Annotated in this window: 13 protein-coding genes; 12 read left to right on the top strand and 1 reads right to left on the bottom strand. The window is 37.9% G+C overall.

Annotated features, from left to right (window positions below):
* Positions 1 to 37 precede the first annotated feature (37 nt).
* From NY10_RS01510 to NY10_RS01530, 5 genes are all read left to right on the top strand, one after another.
* Complete coding sequence (locus NY10_RS01510; protein ID WP_058920193.1) at positions 38 to 787, top strand: Stp1/IreP family PP2C-type Ser/Thr phosphatase; 750 nt, start codon at positions 38 to 40, stop codon at positions 785 to 787.
* Positions 788 to 789: 2 nt separating this feature from the next.
* Positions 790 to 2,796 carry a Stk1 family PASTA domain-containing Ser/Thr kinase gene (gene pknB / locus NY10_RS01515; protein WP_058918331.1) on the top strand — a complete coding sequence of 669 codons (2,007 nt, stop codon included), beginning with the start codon at positions 790 to 792 and terminating at the stop codon, positions 2,794 to 2,796.
* A gap of 154 nt (positions 2,797 to 2,950) precedes the next feature.
* A complete protein-coding gene (gene rsgA, locus NY10_RS01520; protein ID WP_082664150.1) occupies positions 2,951 to 3,850 on the top strand; it encodes a ribosome small subunit-dependent GTPase A in 900 nt (299 codons plus the stop codon).
* A gap of 11 nt (positions 3,851 to 3,861) precedes the next feature.
* On the top strand, positions 3,862 to 4,512 hold the full coding sequence (rpe, locus tag NY10_RS01525; RefSeq protein WP_058918333.1) for a ribulose-phosphate 3-epimerase: 651 nt from the start codon (positions 3,862 to 3,864) through the stop codon (positions 4,510 to 4,512).
* 1 nt (position 4,513) lies between these two features.
* On the top strand, positions 4,514 to 5,161 hold the full coding sequence (locus tag NY10_RS01530; RefSeq protein WP_058918334.1) for a thiamine diphosphokinase: 648 nt from the start codon (positions 4,514 to 4,516) through the stop codon (positions 5,159 to 5,161).
* 54 nt (positions 5,162 to 5,215) lie between these two features.
* Here NY10_RS01530 and rpmB read toward each other — a convergent pair whose 3' ends face one another.
* Positions 5,216 to 5,404 (bottom strand): 50S ribosomal protein L28, encoded by a 189-nt coding sequence (gene rpmB, locus NY10_RS01535; protein ID WP_058918335.1) that lies wholly within the window; start codon positions 5,402 to 5,404, stop codon positions 5,216 to 5,218.
* Between the two features lie 419 nt (positions 5,405 to 5,823).
* On the opposite strand from rpmB, the gene NY10_RS01540 reads away from it, so the two are divergent.
* From NY10_RS01540 to smc, 7 genes are all read left to right on the top strand, one after another.
* Positions 5,824 to 6,186, top strand: coding sequence for an Asp23/Gls24 family envelope stress response protein (locus tag NY10_RS01540; RefSeq protein ID WP_058918336.1), 363 nt, complete (start codon positions 5,824 to 5,826; stop codon positions 6,184 to 6,186).
* A 57-nt stretch (positions 6,187 to 6,243) separates the two neighbouring features.
* Entirely contained in the window at positions 6,244 to 7,920 is a 1,677-nt protein-coding gene (locus NY10_RS01545) for a DAK2 domain-containing protein (RefSeq protein ID WP_058918337.1), read from the top strand.
* Between the two features lie 206 nt (positions 7,921 to 8,126).
* Positions 8,127 to 10,175 (top strand): ATP-dependent DNA helicase RecG, encoded by a 2,049-nt coding sequence (gene recG, locus NY10_RS01550; protein WP_058918338.1) that lies wholly within the window; start codon positions 8,127 to 8,129, stop codon positions 10,173 to 10,175.
* 83 nt (positions 10,176 to 10,258) lie between these two features.
* Positions 10,259 to 11,272 (top strand): phosphate acyltransferase PlsX, encoded by a 1,014-nt coding sequence (gene plsX, locus NY10_RS01555; protein ID WP_058918339.1) that lies wholly within the window; start codon positions 10,259 to 10,261, stop codon positions 11,270 to 11,272.
* A 126-nt stretch (positions 11,273 to 11,398) separates the two neighbouring features.
* Positions 11,399 to 11,641, top strand: a complete 243-nt coding sequence (locus tag NY10_RS01560) for an acyl carrier protein (protein ID WP_058918340.1) — start codon at positions 11,399 to 11,401, stop codon at positions 11,639 to 11,641.
* Between the two features lie 316 nt (positions 11,642 to 11,957).
* The gene (rnc, locus tag NY10_RS01565) at positions 11,958 to 12,653 is read left to right on the top strand and encodes a ribonuclease III (RefSeq protein WP_058918341.1); all 696 of its coding nucleotides are present in this window, start codon (positions 11,958 to 11,960) and stop codon (positions 12,651 to 12,653) included.
* Positions 12,654 to 12,726: 73 nt separating this feature from the next.
* Positions 12,727 to 16,302 carry a chromosome segregation protein SMC gene (smc, locus tag NY10_RS01570; RefSeq protein WP_058918342.1) on the top strand — a complete coding sequence of 1,192 codons (3,576 nt, stop codon included), beginning with the start codon at positions 12,727 to 12,729 and terminating at the stop codon, positions 16,300 to 16,302.
* Positions 16,303 to 16,351 lie beyond the last annotated feature (49 nt).

The raw sequence follows: 16,351 nt of genomic DNA on the forward strand, positions 1-16,351 counted from the left end.
GAAATTTTATTTTTTGAAAAATGGGCGAGGTGAAAAAATGCACATTGTTTTTCGTAGTGACGTTGGAAAACGAAGAAAAAATAATCAGGATTTTGCTGGTTACTTTGTGAATCAACAAGGAATTACTTTGGCTGTTTTATGCGATGGCATGGGCGGCCATAAAGCCGGAGACGTAGCAAGCGAAATGGCTGTTTCTCATTTAGGACATGCTTGGGAAAAGACCGAAACAAATACAATAGAAGCAGTAAGTCAGTGGATACAGGATCGTATTAAAAGAGAAAATGAACGAATCGTAGAAAAGTCAAATCAATTTCCTGATTTAGAAGGTATGGGAACGACGCTTGTAGCTGCGGCATTTATTGATAACCAGTTCGTGGTAGCAAACATCGGAGACAGCCGCGCATACCAATACATGGCTGGCCGATTGAAGCAGCTTACGGAAGATCATTCATTGGTTAATGAATTGTTGAAAAGTGGTGAAATTTCTACTGAAGGTGCTTTAAATCATCCTCAAAAAAATGTATTAACACGTTCATTAGGGGTTTCTAAAGAAGTGAATGCTGATCTAATGGTGGTATCGGCACTTGAAGGAGATCAACTGTTGCTGTGTTCGGACGGTTTAACCAATATGGTAGAAGATCAAGAAATTGCAGAAATATTAAGCGATAGCCATATGTCTCTTGAAGAGAAAGTGACAAGTTTGGTCTCTCTTGCAAATGCCCGCGGAGGTTATGACAACATAACGGTCATGCTGACTGACTTTACTGAGAGAAAGGAGGGAGAATAGTGATGGAAATTGGCAAGAAATTAAATGGTCGGTATAAAATTATCGGTACTGTTGGTGGCGGTGGGATGGCTCATGTTTACTTAGCACATGATTTGATCCTTGACCGGGATGTAGCCGTCAAGGTATTGCGCTATGATTTCCGAGAAGATCAAGATACCATACGCCGTTTCAAACGTGAAGCTTTAGCAGCAACTGAATTGGTTCATCCAAATATTGTCAGTGTTTATGACATTGGCGAAGAAAACCATAATCAATATATTGTAATGGAGTATGTAAAAGGAATGGATTTAAAAAAATACATACACAACTATTTTCCCATTCCTTATCAAAAAGTCATTGATATTATGAGTCAAGTGCTTTCAGCAGTTGCGGATGCCCATCATAATCGAATCATTCATCGGGATTTAAAACCGCAAAATATTTTGATCGACGAGACAGGTGTTGTGAAGATTACTGATTTTGGGATTGCAGTCGCTTTATCACAAACGTCCATTACACAAACGAATTCTCTTTTAGGCTCGGTTCACTACCTTTCGCCCGAACAAGCCCGTGGTGGGATGGCAACAAATCAATCTGATATTTATTCGTTGGGCATTATTCTTTATGAACTGTTAACAGGAAATGTGCCATTTGATGGAGAATCAGCAGTTTCAATTGCGTTGAAACACTTTCAAGAAACCGTGCCATCTGTAAAAGACTATGACCATCGCATTCCTCAAGCGTTAGAAAATGTTGTGTTAAAAGCGACTGCTAAAGAAACCGCAGATCGCTATCCTTCTGTCCATGAAATGGCAGCAGACTTGGCAACTTCTTTATCAGCTCAGAGAATCAATGAACCAAAATTTGTTCCAGCAAGCATGATAGAACAAACAAAGGTGATAGAACCTATTAAGCCGGTCACCGTTCCGGTAACGAGCCCAAAACCAGATGGAGAAGAAGCAGCGGGAAAAGAAAACACAACAAATCAAACGAATAAAGACCAAAAACCTAAAAAGAAAAAACGAAAAGTACTATGGCTGGTACTGCTTGGTTTGCTTATTTTGGGGCTAGGCACATTTTTCGCAATTGCATTAACGGCTCCTAAAGACATTTCAGTGCCTGATTTGTCAGGAATGACAGAAGAAGAGGCTACCAAAGTATTAGCAGCCAATGAATTGGTTTTAGGGAAAGTTATTGAAGAAGCGGATGATGAGATCGAAGAAGGTTTGGTAATTCAAACGAATCCTAAGAATGGTTCCAGCATCAAGGAACATTCTTCTGTAGACTTATTGGTCAGCTCAGGTAAAGAAACCATAACTTTTTTGGATTACACCGGAAAACCCTATGAGGAAGTCCGCGCAGAGCTAAGGGAGCAGAAATTTGTTATCAACCGCGTCGATGAAAGCAGCGATACGGTTGATGAAGGGCTGATTATCTCACAGGATATTTATAAAGATCAAGAGGTTGTACCTAGTGAAACGACCGTGACTTTCACTGTTAGTACGGGCGAAGCTGGATTTGAAATAAGAGATTTGTCTGGATACTCTGAAAAAGGTGTTCAAGATTATGCTAATGAAAAAAATCTAAATGTGACGATTACTAGTGAATATTCAGATGATGTAACAAAAGGTCAGGTTATTTCACAAGAGCCGGCAGCTGGAGAAGTACTGTATAGCGGAGCTAGTATTTCGGTGGTGGTTTCACAAGGGCCAGAAGAAATACCGCTAAATACTTTTACAAAGACGGTTAAAATACCATACAAAAAAGTAGAAGAGCCGGTGGCTTCATCATCAGAGAGCACAGAAGATAGTGCAAGTGAAAGCAGTAGTGAAGAACAACTCCTGCCAAATGAAATCACTATTTATATTGAAGACGAAGAACATAAATTAGAGACGGTATACCAACAATTCGAAATTACTGAAGATACTGAACTTGATTTGCCTTTTGTTTTAAAAGAAGGCAGTAAAGGCAGTTATCGAATCATCCGTGATGGAGAAGCAATTGAAGAAAAAACAGATGTCGCACCTTAAAGGGTGATGAGATCTCCATAATATTTTTTAAAACCCGAAAGACATGCAAACTAGTCTTTCGGGTTTTTTGATGCTAAAATAAAGAAATAGAACTATTGCAATCTCTTTCATGATTCAGTAGAGTAGAAATGAAAGCAGTATGAGGAGGAGCAGCGTGCCAAAAGGACAAATCAGAAAAGCTTTAAGTGGTTTTTATTATGTTTACTTTGAAGGTGAGACTTATCAAACACGTGGTAGGGGAAATTTTAGGAAACGCAAGTTAACACCCATGGTGGGAGATTATGTTGAATTTGAAAGCGGCAATAAAGAGGAAGGCATCTTGAAAGAACTGTTGCCGCGAAAAAATGAATTGGTCCGCCCAACTGTAGCCAATGTTGATTTAGGTGTCGTTGTCATGTCAGCAATAGAACCAGACTTCTCAACCAATTTACTGGACCGATTTTTGGTGACGTTAGAAGACAAAGCAATCGAAGCAGTGATTTATCTGACTAAAATTGATTTACTAGACGAACAACAGCTTCAAGAAGTGGTGGCATTAAAAGAACAGTATGAGGCTATCGGATATCCTGTTGTTCTCCCAGAAGTTATGGGGAATGAACAAGCAAAAGAAGTGTTGACAGCTTATTTTCCTAATCATTTGACCGTTTTTATGGGACAATCCGGAGCAGGGAAATCAACACTTTTAAACGAAATTGCACCCGAATTAAATTTAGAAACGGCAGAGATCTCGTCTGCTCTTGGACGCGGCAAACACACAACGCGACATGTTGAATTGATCCCTTTATATGGCGGACTTGTAGCAGATACTCCAGGATTCAGTTCAATTGATTTTTTGGAAATCGAAGCAGCTGAGTTGCCAGAATTATTTCCGGAATTTGTTGACGTACAAGATCGTTGTCGTTTTAGAGGATGCATGCACCGCAAAGAACCTGGTTGCCAAGTTCAAAAAGAGGTAGCAGAAGGTCAAATTCAAGCTTATCGTTACCAACATTACTTACAATTTCTTGAAGAGATCGAAGATAGAAAACCAAGATACACAAAAAAAGAGAAGTGAGGAATCAATTTATGAAAATTTCACCATCGATTTTGAGTGCCGATTTTGCTAACTTAGAAAGAGATATCCAATTAGTCGAAGCAGGAGGAGCAGATTATATCCACGTAGACGTTATGGACGGCCGTTTTGTTCCTAATTTAACCTTCGGCCCGAATATTGTGGCTGCTATTCGGCCCATTACTAAACTGCCGCTGGATTGCCACTTAATGGTTGAAAACCCAGAAAATTACATTGAGGCTTTTGCAAAAGCAGGGGCAGATATTATTACTGTCCATGTTGAAAGCACTCCCCATATTCATCGGGCTATTCAATTGATTAAAGCCAATGGCGTTAAAGCAGGTGTCGTGATCAACCCGGGAACGTCCGTTGACGCTATTATTCCTGTTTTAAGTGAAGTGCAAATGGTATTGGTGATGACTGTGAATCCAGGCTTCGGAGGACAGAGTTTCATCAAGGAAACGGTGAAGAAAATCACCGATTTGAATGAATTAAAAAAAGCAAATGATTATCAATACGAAATTGAAGTGGATGGTGGAATTGTGCCTGAGACAGCTGAATTGTGCAAAGGCGCAGGGGCAGATGTTTTTGTGGCAGGCTCTTATATTTATGACGCCGATCATCCGAATGAACGATTGGCTGCTTTAAAGGATGCGATCCGTTAAAATGACACACATAGCTATTATGGTAGGAGGACCTGAAGCATTCATTCCTGACATTAGCAGTTTAATCAATGAAGAGCTCATTTGGATCGGTGTCGATCGCGGAGCGGTCAGACTATTGGCTTTAGGTATTCAACCCGCGATTGCCTTGGGTGATTTTGATTCGATTACGAAAGAAGAATTAGGATTAGTGAAACAGAAAGTGCGCGATGTGCGTACCTTTCAAGCTGAAAAAGATGCGACCGATACAGAAATTGCTGTGAAGATAGCTTTTAGTGAATTCAATCCGACAAAAGTAAGCATCTACGGAGCAACTGGGGGGAGAATGGATCATTTTTTAAATAATCTTTGGCTTGTTTTTCAGCCTGATCTCAAACCTTATCTTTCGAAAATACATTTGATAGACAGCAAAAACAGCCTTGCTTACTTTTCTCCAGGAAATTACGAAATAAAAAAAGAGCAAGACAAAAAATACGTAGCTTTTATTTGTCTGACTCCTGTCAAAAAATTAACTTTAGTTGATGCAAAATATCCTCTAAATGAAGTTGATTTCGCATGTCCTACTTCTTTAGCAAGTAATGAATTTTTGTCAGATACGACTCGTTTTTCATTTAAAACAGGTATAGTAGCCGTTATTCAAAGCAAAGATTAAAAAAACAAAAAAGTAGCCTGCCAATTGCGATTGGCAGGCTACTTTTTCATGAAATTAAACGCGTTCAACTTTACCAGATTTAAGAGCGCGAGTAGAAACCCAAACTCTTTTAGGTGTTCCATCAACTAAAATGCGAACTTTTTGTAAGTTAGCACCCCATGTACGTTTTGTTTTGTTTAAAGCGTGAGAGCGGTTATTACCACTTTTAGCTTTACGTCCTGTTACGACACATACTTTAGCCATTATTCTTTCCTCCTTTGCCGATATCTCGAAGCAAGGCTTCAATCTATACACTCATACTCATACTCAATTAATTTATCATAATTAGAGGAGATATGCAACGTTTTTCTTTCAAGGAATTTTACTTGACAGCAGATCAATAAAAACACGACAGGATAAAAATGATCATGCAAAATGAACTTCTAAGTTTATCTGAAGAAGAGCTGCTCAATTGGAAACCTTGAACTCAAAAGTGGGATTTCTTCTTGTTTTCACATAAATACAAATTAATGCTCAAAAGCAGTCGCCTAGTGAGGAGAAAACTAATGAAAGCATGAGAGAACGCGTGAGATTTCGTCATTAACCTTTTCTTATTCTCTTGGCTATGATAAAATATGGAGTAGTAATTCATGGCTGGCTAGCCAAAAGGAGGATTTTTTACCATGGCAGTTAAAATAAAAACACAATTTGGCATAATCGATATTTCAAATGAAGTTATTGCGACAGTTGTTGGAGGAGCCGCAACTGAAATCTTTGGAATTGTTGGAATGGCAAGCAAGAACCAAATTCGTGATAATTTAAATGATATACTTAAAAAAGAAAATTATTCACGAGGCGTAGTTGTTCGTCAAGAAGACAACGGTGTGGCAGTGGATGTCTATATTATCGTAAGTTATGGAACAAAAATATCTGAAGTAAGCCGTAACGTCCAAGAAAAAGTAAAGTATAATTTGGAATCAATGCTTGGTATATCTGCTAATGCAGTAAATGTTTACGTACAAGGTGTTCGCGTCTTAAATGACTAATAAAATGAAATTGTCACAGTCACTTGAAACAGTAGAGTGACGAAGGAGGATATAGTGGTGAATGTTACAGAGTTAGAAGGGAAGCATTTTCGTAAAATGGTATCTGTTGGAGCCAAGCGTCTAGATACAAATGCGGAATATGTCAATTCATTAAATGTTTTTCCCGTTCCAGATGGAGATACAGGAACAAACATGAATTTATCTTTAGCAAGTGGAGTTAAAGCCGTTGAAACGACTGTTTCAGAACAAGTAGATCAATTAGCTGCAGCATTATCAAAAGGATTGTTAATGGGAGCTCGTGGTAATTCAGGAGTGATTTTGTCGCAATTGTTTAGAGGTTTTGGTAAAGCAATCGAAGGGAAAGAAACATTAGCAGCAAAAGATTTAGCTGCAGCCTTCACAAATGGAGTACAAACAGCTTATAAAGCAGTGATGAAGCCAGTTGAAGGAACTATTTTAACGGTTGCTCGTGAATCAGCAAAGGCTGGAGAAAAAAAGGCGAAAACAACTGATGATGTTGTTGAAGTGATGGAAGCGGTCGTTCGCGGAGCTAAGAAATCTCTAGCAAAAACACCTGATTTATTGCCTGTATTAAAAGAAGTAGGCGTCGTTGATAGTGGCGGACAAGGGTTGCTGTTTATTTACGAAGGATTCTTGGAAGTTTTATCAGGAAAAATTAGTGAAGATGAAGTTTATCAACCGTCACCTCAAGAAATGACTGAAATGGTTAATGCAGAACACCATCGCAGTGTTTCTCACCATATTGCGACAGAAGATATTAAGTATGGTTACTGTACAGAAATTATGGTTAAAATCGGTGAAGGAGAAACTGTGAAGCAAGATTTTGACTACGATACTTTCCGTAATCATTTAAATGAAATTGGAGATTCTCTTCTAGTTGTGGCTGACGATGAAATCGTCAAAGTTCACGTCCACACTGAACATCCCGGTGAAGTCATGAATTATGGTCAAGAATTTGGTTCATTAATGAAAATCAAAGTAGACAACATGCGCGTACAACATGAAACGATTTTAGAAAATGAAGATGCTCAAGCACCGGCTCAACCTGCTGAAAGAATTCCTTACGGCGTTATTGCAATTGCGGCAGGCGAAGGAGTCCAAAACTTGTTTAAGAGCTTAGGGGCAAACTATGTTATTAGTGGCGGACAAACCATGAACCCGAGTACGGAAGATATCTTAAAAGCGATTGAATCCATTCACGCAGAAAAAGTAATTGTTTTGCCAAATAACAAAAATATTTTTATGGCTGCTGAACAAGCGGCTGAAGTGAGCGAAGTTCCAGTTGTTGTGGTACCAAGCAGAACGGTTTCACAAGGAATGACAGCAATGTTAGCCTTTAATGAGCTGAATGACTTGGAAACCAACAAAAAAGAAATGAGCACAGAGCTGGAAAACGTTGTCAGCGGTCAAATAACGACGGCTGTTCGGGATACAGAGATTGATGGCGTTAGTATTAAAAAAGACGATTTTATGGGAATTATTGATGGTAAAATCAAATTTTCTAAAACAAACCGTAAAGAAGCGACTCTTGAAACTCTTAAATCAATGATTTCAGATGATAGTGAGATTATTACGATTTTATTAGGAGAAGACGGAGACATGAATGAAGCAGAAGAGATTTCTGCTGAAATCGAACGCCTTTATGAAGACGTAGAAGTCGAAATTCACGAAGGACAACAACCAGTATACCCTTATCTATTGTCTGTAGAATAAATGATGGACTAAATTGAAATAGGCAGAAATAATAAAAATATTTAATTATATTTAATTATTTTTGCCTATTTTTAAAGTTGTCTTTAGCGTTACATAAATAAAAGGTCGTTGATAGCTTAAATAAGGAATTTGAATAAAGGGGGGATAACCAGCAGCTTGATCAAAAAAAGGTTCACTAATTAAATAATGATCAGCTGGTGTCTATTATGAGTAAATCAATTGATGATTCTGTCTCTATTCTTCCCTATGTTGGCGAAAAACGCCTTGAAGCTTTACAGCAATTAGGTATTTTTACTGTACTAGATCTGCTTTCACACTATCCATTTCGCTATGAAGATATTCAAGAAAAAAATCTATTGGAAATAGAAGACCAAGAAAAGGTGACGTTGAAAGGAAATGTAGTTTCTGAAGCTGTAGTCAGTCGTTTTGGCCCTAAAAAAAATCGCCTTTCTTTCCGATTGGTAATTGAACATGCAGTGATTTCAATTACTTTTTTTAACCAACCTTATTTAAAAAGCAAAATTGTTGCAGGAGAAGAGTTAGCTGTTTTCGGAAAATGGGACGCAAAACGAAAAAGTTTAACAGGAATCAAAATTCTTGGCGGTGGTTCATCAGAACAAGACAATGAATTTGAATCCATTTACCGAGCAAATAAAAATATAAAACAAAAAACGATTTTCAATTTAGTTACAGAAGCCTATCGAAACTATCATGAATTGATTCCAGAGATCATTCCTGATTTTCTGAGACAAAAATATCGTTTGGTTTCTCATCAAGCCGCTATCTATGCCATGCATTTCCCAGCATCAGAAGAACAGACAAAGCAGGCTAGAAGAGAAGTCGTATTTGAAGAATTTTTATTGTACCAACTTAAAATGCAAGTTTTACGCAAAAAACAAAAATTAATTGGACAAGGCACGCAAATCAAATATGATGTCAAGGCGTTGCGCCGTTTTATTGAGTCGCTGCCTTTTGAGTTGACTGCAGCTCAAAAACGAGTAGTCAATGAAATTTGCAAAGATTTAAGACAGCCTAATCATATGCATCGCTTGTTACAAGGTGATGTAGGGAGCGGCAAAACAATCGTGGCGGCTATCGCATTATTTGCTGCAGCCAATGCGGGGTATCAATCTGCCCTGATGGTTCCAACTGAAATTCTAGCCGAACAACATATGGAAAGTTTGGATCAGTTATTTGATCCTCTGGAAGTCCGAGTGGCGTTATTGACCGGTTCAACTAAAACAAAAGAGCGAAGAGTTATTTTGGAAGAACTAGCTAATGGACAATTGGATGTCATTATTGGAACACATGCGTTGATTCAAGAAGATGTTCACTTTGCTCGACTGGGTTTAGTCATCACGGATGAGCAACACCGTTTTGGCGTTAACCAAAGGAAAATATTGCGCGATAAAGGAAAAGAACCAGATGTGTTGTTTATGACAGCAACACCTATTCCTAGAACGTTAGCCATCACGACTTATGGAGAAATGGATGTTTCTATTATTGATGAATTGCCAGCTGGTCGAATTCCAATTGAAACGACTTGGACGAGGCCTAAGAACTTTGAACATACGTTAGAATTTATTGAGAACCAACTAAAAAAAGGTTCGCAAGCTTATGTGATTTGCCCTTTGATTGAAGAATCTGAAAGTTTAGACGTCAAGAATGCAACAGATATTTATGAAAAATTAACCGCTTATTATGCATCGCGCTATAAAGTAGGGTTATTGCATGGTAAGATGAAACCTGCTGAAAAAGAAGCCGTTATGCAAGACTTCAAAGATAATAAACTGAATGTCCTCGTCTCAACGACCGTGATCGAGGTGGGCGTCAATGTGCCAAACGCAACTACTATGGTCATTTATGATGCAGATCGTTTTGGGTTATCTCAACTGCACCAATTAAGAGGACGTGTAGGCCGTGGTCATAAAGAGTCGTATTGTATTCTGGTTGCCAATCCAAAAAGTGAAACGGGTATGGAACGGATGAAAATCATGACTGAAACGACAGATGGTTTTGTCTTAAGCGAAAAGGATTTAGAATTAAGAGGTGCAGGAGACTTGTTTGGCTCAAAACAATCAGGATTGCCTGATTTTAAAATAGGCGATATCGTTGGCGATTTTGGAGCCCTAGAAGCTGCTAGACAAGAAGCTTCCGAATTGGTCAACCAACCGGATTTCTTAACCAATCCAGCTTATGAAGAATTGCGAAAAGCGGTTGGAGTGGATAACTTAGCAGGCCTCAATTTCAACTAAGTGAGAAACGGCAAGAGTCTATTTATAAAGGCAGATCAATATGAATTTAAAAACAGCAGGAAAGATAGAAGGAGGCAACTAGAGTGAGAATTGCAGTAGACGCAATGGGTGGAGATAATGCACCAAAAGCAATTGTTGAAGGAATCGTATTAGCAGCCAAAGAATTTAAAGATATAGAATTCATTTTATATGGAGACGAAGTGGCTATCAATCAGTATTTAGATGGTGAAGCTAACATTAAAATCGTGCATACAGATGAAAAAATCAATAGCGAAGACGATCCTGTTCGATCTATCCGCCGTAAAAAGAAAGCTTCTATGGTTTTAGCTGCGCAAGCAGTAAAAAATAAAGAAGCAGATGCGTTATTTTCAGCAGGTAATACAGGAGCATTGTTGACTGCCGGTTTATTGATTATTGGCCGAATCAAAGGAATCGATCGTCCAGGTTTATTGGTTACTTTACCGGTTATGACTAAAGAAAACAGCACCTTTACTTTAATGGATGTTGGTGCAAATGCCGATACAAAACCTGAGAATATCCATCAATATGCTATTCTAGGAACAGAGTATGCTAAATTTGTACGTGGTGTTGAACATCCGACAGTTGGTCTATTAAACAACGGAACGGAAGAGAATAAAGGGAATGATATAACAAAACGTGCTTTTCAATTATTAAAGGCAGATAAAAGCATTCACTTTATTGGAAACGTTGAAGCCCGCGAACTGTTAAATGGTGTAGCAGATGTTGTCGTTACCGACGGTTTCACAGGCAATGCCGTCTTGAAGACAATTGAAGGAACAGCTTTATCTATGATGCAGCTCATTAAAAGTGCTATCTATGACAATGGTCCAAAAGCGAAGTTGGGCGGCTTGTTAATGAAAGATAGCCTATCAGGCATGAAAGATGTGTTAGATTATTCAAAACACGGCGGATCAGTTTTATTCGGCGTTAAAGCACCGGTTGTTAAAACACATGGTTCCACTGAAAAAGAAGCTGTTTATTTTACGATCAAACAAATTCACGAAATGCTGGCTTCAAAAGTTATTGACGATTTAGTTGAACAGTTTGAAACGAAAAATACGGATCAAGAAAAATAAAGAATGAATGGCCTAAATCGGTAAAGCTTAAAAAAGCCTAGACATTGCGGCTAAGAATCTGTAAAATAAATATGTCAGATGTGAACCATTTTTATAAAAGATGAGATTAAACGGAGGTGTAAAGGTTTGTCTAAAAGCGAAACTTTCGAAAAAATCAAAAAAATAATTGTAGAACGATTTGGTGTAGATGAAGAAAAAGTAACGAATGAAATGTCTTTTAAAGATGATTTAGGAGCAGATTCTCTAGATATCGTCGAACTCGTCATGGAGTTAGAAGATGTTTTTGGTACAGAGATTTCTGATGATGATGCAGAAAAAATTTCTGCAGTCGGAGATGCAGTGGATTACATTGAAGCTAATCTAAACTAACTTTAAATAAAAAGGATCCTTGTTAAAGAAATATATTTTTCTTTAACAAGGATCTTTTGCTTCCTATAAAATTCTGACAGGTGAGAGATACGGCAGTAACTTCGGCTGGGAAACGATCGGTGTAACAGCAGATGCGCCGCTTAAAAAATAGCAATCGTTAATAGTCTATAAAAAAAGTGATAAATGCCGCTAATTGCTGTTAAACACCATGAAAAGTGATTATTAAAGCAAGGAAACAGCGAAACTATTTATTTTTGTTCTAAAACACAGTATAATGGATAAGATTGGAGAACTCTAATCGAGAGGAGAAAAACAAATGGATGAAGTATTTTTAAAAATGATTAAAAAAAAGTTTGGCATCACATTTCAAAATACTGCTTATTTAGAAGAAGCATTCACGCATTCATCATATGTGAATGAGCACAGGGATCAACAATTAAAAGACAATGAACGAATTGAATTTTTGGGAGACGCAGTTTTGGAATTAATTATTTCAAGGTATTTATTTGAACATTTTCCAAAACTTCCTGAAGGAAAACTGACTAAGTTACGCGCAACCATCGTATGTGAAGCGAGTTTGAGCCAATTTGCCAAAGAATGTAGTTTTGATGATTACATTCGTTTAGGAAAAGGCGAAGAACGCATGGATGGCCGTAAAAGACCTGCTCTGCTTTGTGATTTATTTGAGTCTTTTATTGGAGCTTTGTATTTAGATCAAGGAATTGACAGTGTGTTGCACTTTTTAGAACAAACTATTTTTCCTAAAATTCAATCCGGTGCTTTTTCACATGTGATGGATCATAAAACAAATTTACAAGAGTATTTGCAACAAAAAGGAGAAATCTCAATTGATTACCATCTAGTGGAAGAAATTGGGCCGGCCCACCAAAAGGTATTTGTTGTTGAAGTGAGTGCAGAAGGACAGGCTCTGGGACAAGGGCAAGGAAAAACAAAAAAAGCGGCAGAACAAGTAGCTGCAGAAAATGCTTTGTTGATTTTACAAGACAAATAAAATGATCGAGAATAAGCCAAGGCACATAACTTATTCTCGATCATTGAATGTTTAGGGAAGGGGCCAGTTAGTTGTGCAGTTAAAAAGAATCGAAATCGCTGGTTTCAAGTCGTTTGCTGAAAAAACAACGATTGAATTTCACGAAGGGGTCACAGCAGTTGTGGGACCAAACGGCAGCGGAAAAAGCAACATTACTGAAGCTATTCGTTGGGTTTTAGGGGAACAGTCAGCTAAAAGCTTGCGAGGCGGGAAGATGAATGACATCATTTTTGCTGGTTCGGAAACTAGAAAACCATTGAATGTGGCTGAAGTGACATTAGTACTAGAGAATGAAGATCATTTCTTACCCTTGGATTTTAGTGAAATCAATATCACGAGACGATTGCATCGAAATGGCGATAGTGAATTTTATCTGAATAAACAGGCTTGCCGTTTGAAAGATATTGTTGATTTATTTATGGATTCAGGGTTGGGCAAAGAGTCGTTTTCAATCATATCGCAAGGCAAAGTAGAAGCCATTTTCAACAGCAAACCAGAAGACCGCAGAGCAATTTTTGAAGAAGCAGCTGGAGTTTTTAAATATAAAACGCGTAAGAAAAAAGCTGAACAGAAATTAGTGGAGACGGAAGATAACTTGAATCGGGTTCAAGATATTGTTTATGAATTGGATGGGCAAATCGAACCGCTGCAAATGCAAAGCAGTATAGCAAAAGATTACTTGATGCAAAAAGAACAGTTAAGTGATGTAGAAATCGCATTAACAGCCGTTGAAATTGAACAATTAAAAGACCAATGGACTACTCATAAATCTAAATTAACAGCATTTTATGAGCAGTTATCTAAAAAGAAAACAACTTATGCTGAATTAGAAAAAAAATCAAAAAAAATGAAGCTTCAAAAACAGCAATTAACAGAGATCCTTGATAGTGAGCAGCAGCAATTAGTAAAAACCATTCAACAATACGAACAATTAGAAGGACAAAAACAAGTTCTAAATGAACGCTCAAAACATACGCAAGAAAACCGGGATCATTATGAAATGTCTAAACAACAGGCGTTAATCAAAATTGAAAAATTAGAAGAACAGTTGCAGCAACTAAAAATTTTGCTGGATAAAAAAATCAATCAGCAAAAAGAGTTGAGAACCGAACTGGAAACAGCAGAAAAAGAACGGATGATGTTTTCTGCTAACAGTAAAGAAACGATTGAACAGCTGCGTAATCAATATGTTGATTTGATGCAGCAAAAAACAAGTTTAAGAAATGAACAAAGTTATTTGGAAAAGACGTACAACCAAGTAGCTCAAAAGACGTTGAAATCTAAAGCGTTGACAGCTACATTGGAAGCTGAGTTTCAGCAAGTGTCTAAGCAATTGGAATCCTCAACAGGAGATGTAGCACAAATTCAACAAGAAATTGCGCAGAAATTGTTGCATTATCAAGAACAACAAATCACTATCCAAGAAAAACGGACAGCCTTAGAACAAAAAGAACAAATGATGTACGATGCTTTGCGAGTCGTTCAGCAAGCTAAAGCTAAAAAGGAAAGTTTGCAAGAATTAAGGGATGACTATGCGGGATTCTATCAAGGTGTTAAAGAAGTATTGAAACAAAGGGTACAGATCGGCGGTATCATCGGTGCTGTAGCTGAATTGATCGTAGTTCCAAAAACATTTGAAATGGCAATCGATATTGCTTTGGGTGCGGCTTCTCAAAACGTTATTGTGAAAGATGAACTAAGCGGACGTAAAGCGATTCAATATTTAAAACAGAAACGTTCAGGCCGAGCAACTTTTTTGCCGTTAACCACCATTAAACCACGTCAATTGCCGGTTGCAGTTGAAAATCAGGCAAAACAGCACGAAGGGTTTATGGGGATCGCCAGCGAAATGGTTCAATATCCAGCAGAGATTTCTCATATCATTCAAAATATATTAGGCACCACCATTTTGGCAAAAGATTTGCAAACAGCTAATGATCTTGCTAAGACTCTTCAATTTAAATATCGTGTGGTAACGCTCGAAGGAGATGTTATCAATGCAGGAGGATCAATGACTGGCGGAGCAAGCAAAAAAGGCAATCAAGGCAGTCTCTTTTCGCGTAAAAATGAATTAGAATTATTAACAAAACAAATCAGTCAAATGGAAAAAACGTTAACCGATAAAGAAATTGAAGTGCGCGGTTTTAAACAAGTGCTTAAACAAGCACAACAAAATCTAGAAGATCTCAGAGAAACCGGAGAACAACAACGTCTAAAAGAACAAGAGCTTAAAAACCAAGCTGAAATAAACGAAGAAAAATTATCCCGTTTACAAAGAGAATTAAAAGCATATCAATTTGAATCAGAGGAAGCTAAAGCAGAAACAGAACAATACGAACAACGAACAGCTGCGATAACTCTTGAGCTAGCAGCGATTCAAACGGAAATGGAACAAATCAATCATCAAATTGAGCTAGCTTCCTCACAAAATGAAGAAAGAGCAGCCTTACAGGCTGAGGCCAGTGAGAAAGTGCAACGGCTGATGACCCAGTTAGCAACCATTAAAGAACAAGTTGCTAACTTGGAAAAAGAGCAGCTTGCACTCAAAAGCCAATTAGAGATTGAAAATCAAGAATTAAATAAATTGCAGTTAGCGATTCAACAAATGTCTCAAACAGATGGAAGCCATCAGTTGTCTCAAAAAGAGATAATGGAAACATTATCGAAATTAAAAAAACAAAAAGACAATTTAGACCATTCGTTAGCCGTCCATCAAAATCAGCGCACGGAATTGGAAACTGATTTGGAACAATTAGAACAAGAAATGAGTCTCAAACAGAATCAACAGCAATACGTTATGGAGCAGATCACCAAGGCGGAAGTGGCTTTAAATCGAGATGAGGTGGCTATTGAAAGCCGATTGACTTATTTGAATGAAGAGTACCACTTGAGCTTTGAAGCAGCAAAATCAGAACATACGCTTGTGATATCCATGGAAGAAGCAGCCCATAAAGTAAAATTATTAAAACAAAGTATCGAAGAACTAGGCAATGTCAATGTGGGAGCGATTGAAGAGTTTGAACGTGTAAATGAACGGTATTTATTTTTAGTCGAACAAAGAGATGACTTGCTTGAAGCTAAAAGTAGTCTATATGAAACAATGGATGAAATGGATGAAGAGGTTAAACGGCGTTTTTCCGAATCTTTTGAAGCGATTCGTGCGCGATTTAGTGTGGTTTTCCCGCAAATGTTTGGGGGAGGAACTGCTGAGCTGCAGTTGACGGATCCAATAAATTTGTTGACGACTGGAATTGAAATCGTCGCACAGCCTCCTGGAAAAAAATTACAACAGTTAAGTTTACTGTCTGGGGGAGAACGAGCATTTACAGCTATTGCTTTACTATTTTCGATTATTCAAGTCAGGCCCGTACCATTTTGTATTTTGGATGAGGTTGAAGCGGCACTTGATGAAGCGAATGTCGTTCGGTTTGGACGGTATTTGAGAAGATTTGAAGGCGATACACAGTTTATTGTAATTACTCACCGTAAAGGAACGATGGAAGAAGCCAATGTTTTATATGGCGTAACGATGCAGGAGTCTGGTGTTTCTAAAATTGTGTCGGTACGTTTGGAAGAAGCTGAAACAAAAGAACGTTTGCCTTTAGGGTAGTTAAGGCAGGACGAATAAAATAAGGTTACTAAATAGATAGATTAGGAGC

This window comes from Carnobacterium sp. CP1 (genome assembly GCF_001483965.1).
In the GTDB taxonomy this organism is placed as follows: domain Bacteria; phylum Bacillota; class Bacilli; order Lactobacillales; family Carnobacteriaceae; genus Carnobacterium_A; species Carnobacterium_A antarcticum.

Bases quoted from the DNA above. Each gene is read 5' to 3' on its own strand.
- NY10_RS01510 (WP_058920193.1), top strand. From the start codon at position 38: ATGCACATTGTTTTTCGTAGTGACGTTGGAAAACGAAGAAAAAATAAT.
- pknB (WP_058918331.1), top strand. From the start codon at position 790: ATGGAAATTGGCAAGAAATTAAATGGTCGGTATAAAATTATCGGTACT.
- rpe (WP_058918333.1), top strand. From the start codon at position 3,862: ATGAAAATTTCACCATCGATTTTGAGTGCCGATTTTGCTAACTTAGAA.
- NY10_RS01530 (WP_058918334.1), top strand. From the start codon at position 4,514: ATGACACACATAGCTATTATGGTAGGAGGACCTGAAGCATTCATTCCT.
- rpmB (WP_058918335.1), bottom strand. From the start codon at position 5,404: ATGGCTAAAGTATGTGTCGTAACAGGACGTAAAGCTAAAAGTGGTAAT.
- NY10_RS01540 (WP_058918336.1), top strand. From the start codon at position 5,824: ATGGCAGTTAAAATAAAAACACAATTTGGCATAATCGATATTTCAAAT.
- recG (WP_058918338.1), top strand. From the start codon at position 8,127: ATGAGTAAATCAATTGATGATTCTGTCTCTATTCTTCCCTATGTTGGC.
- rnc (WP_058918341.1), top strand. From the start codon at position 11,958: ATGGATGAAGTATTTTTAAAAATGATTAAAAAAAAGTTTGGCATCACA.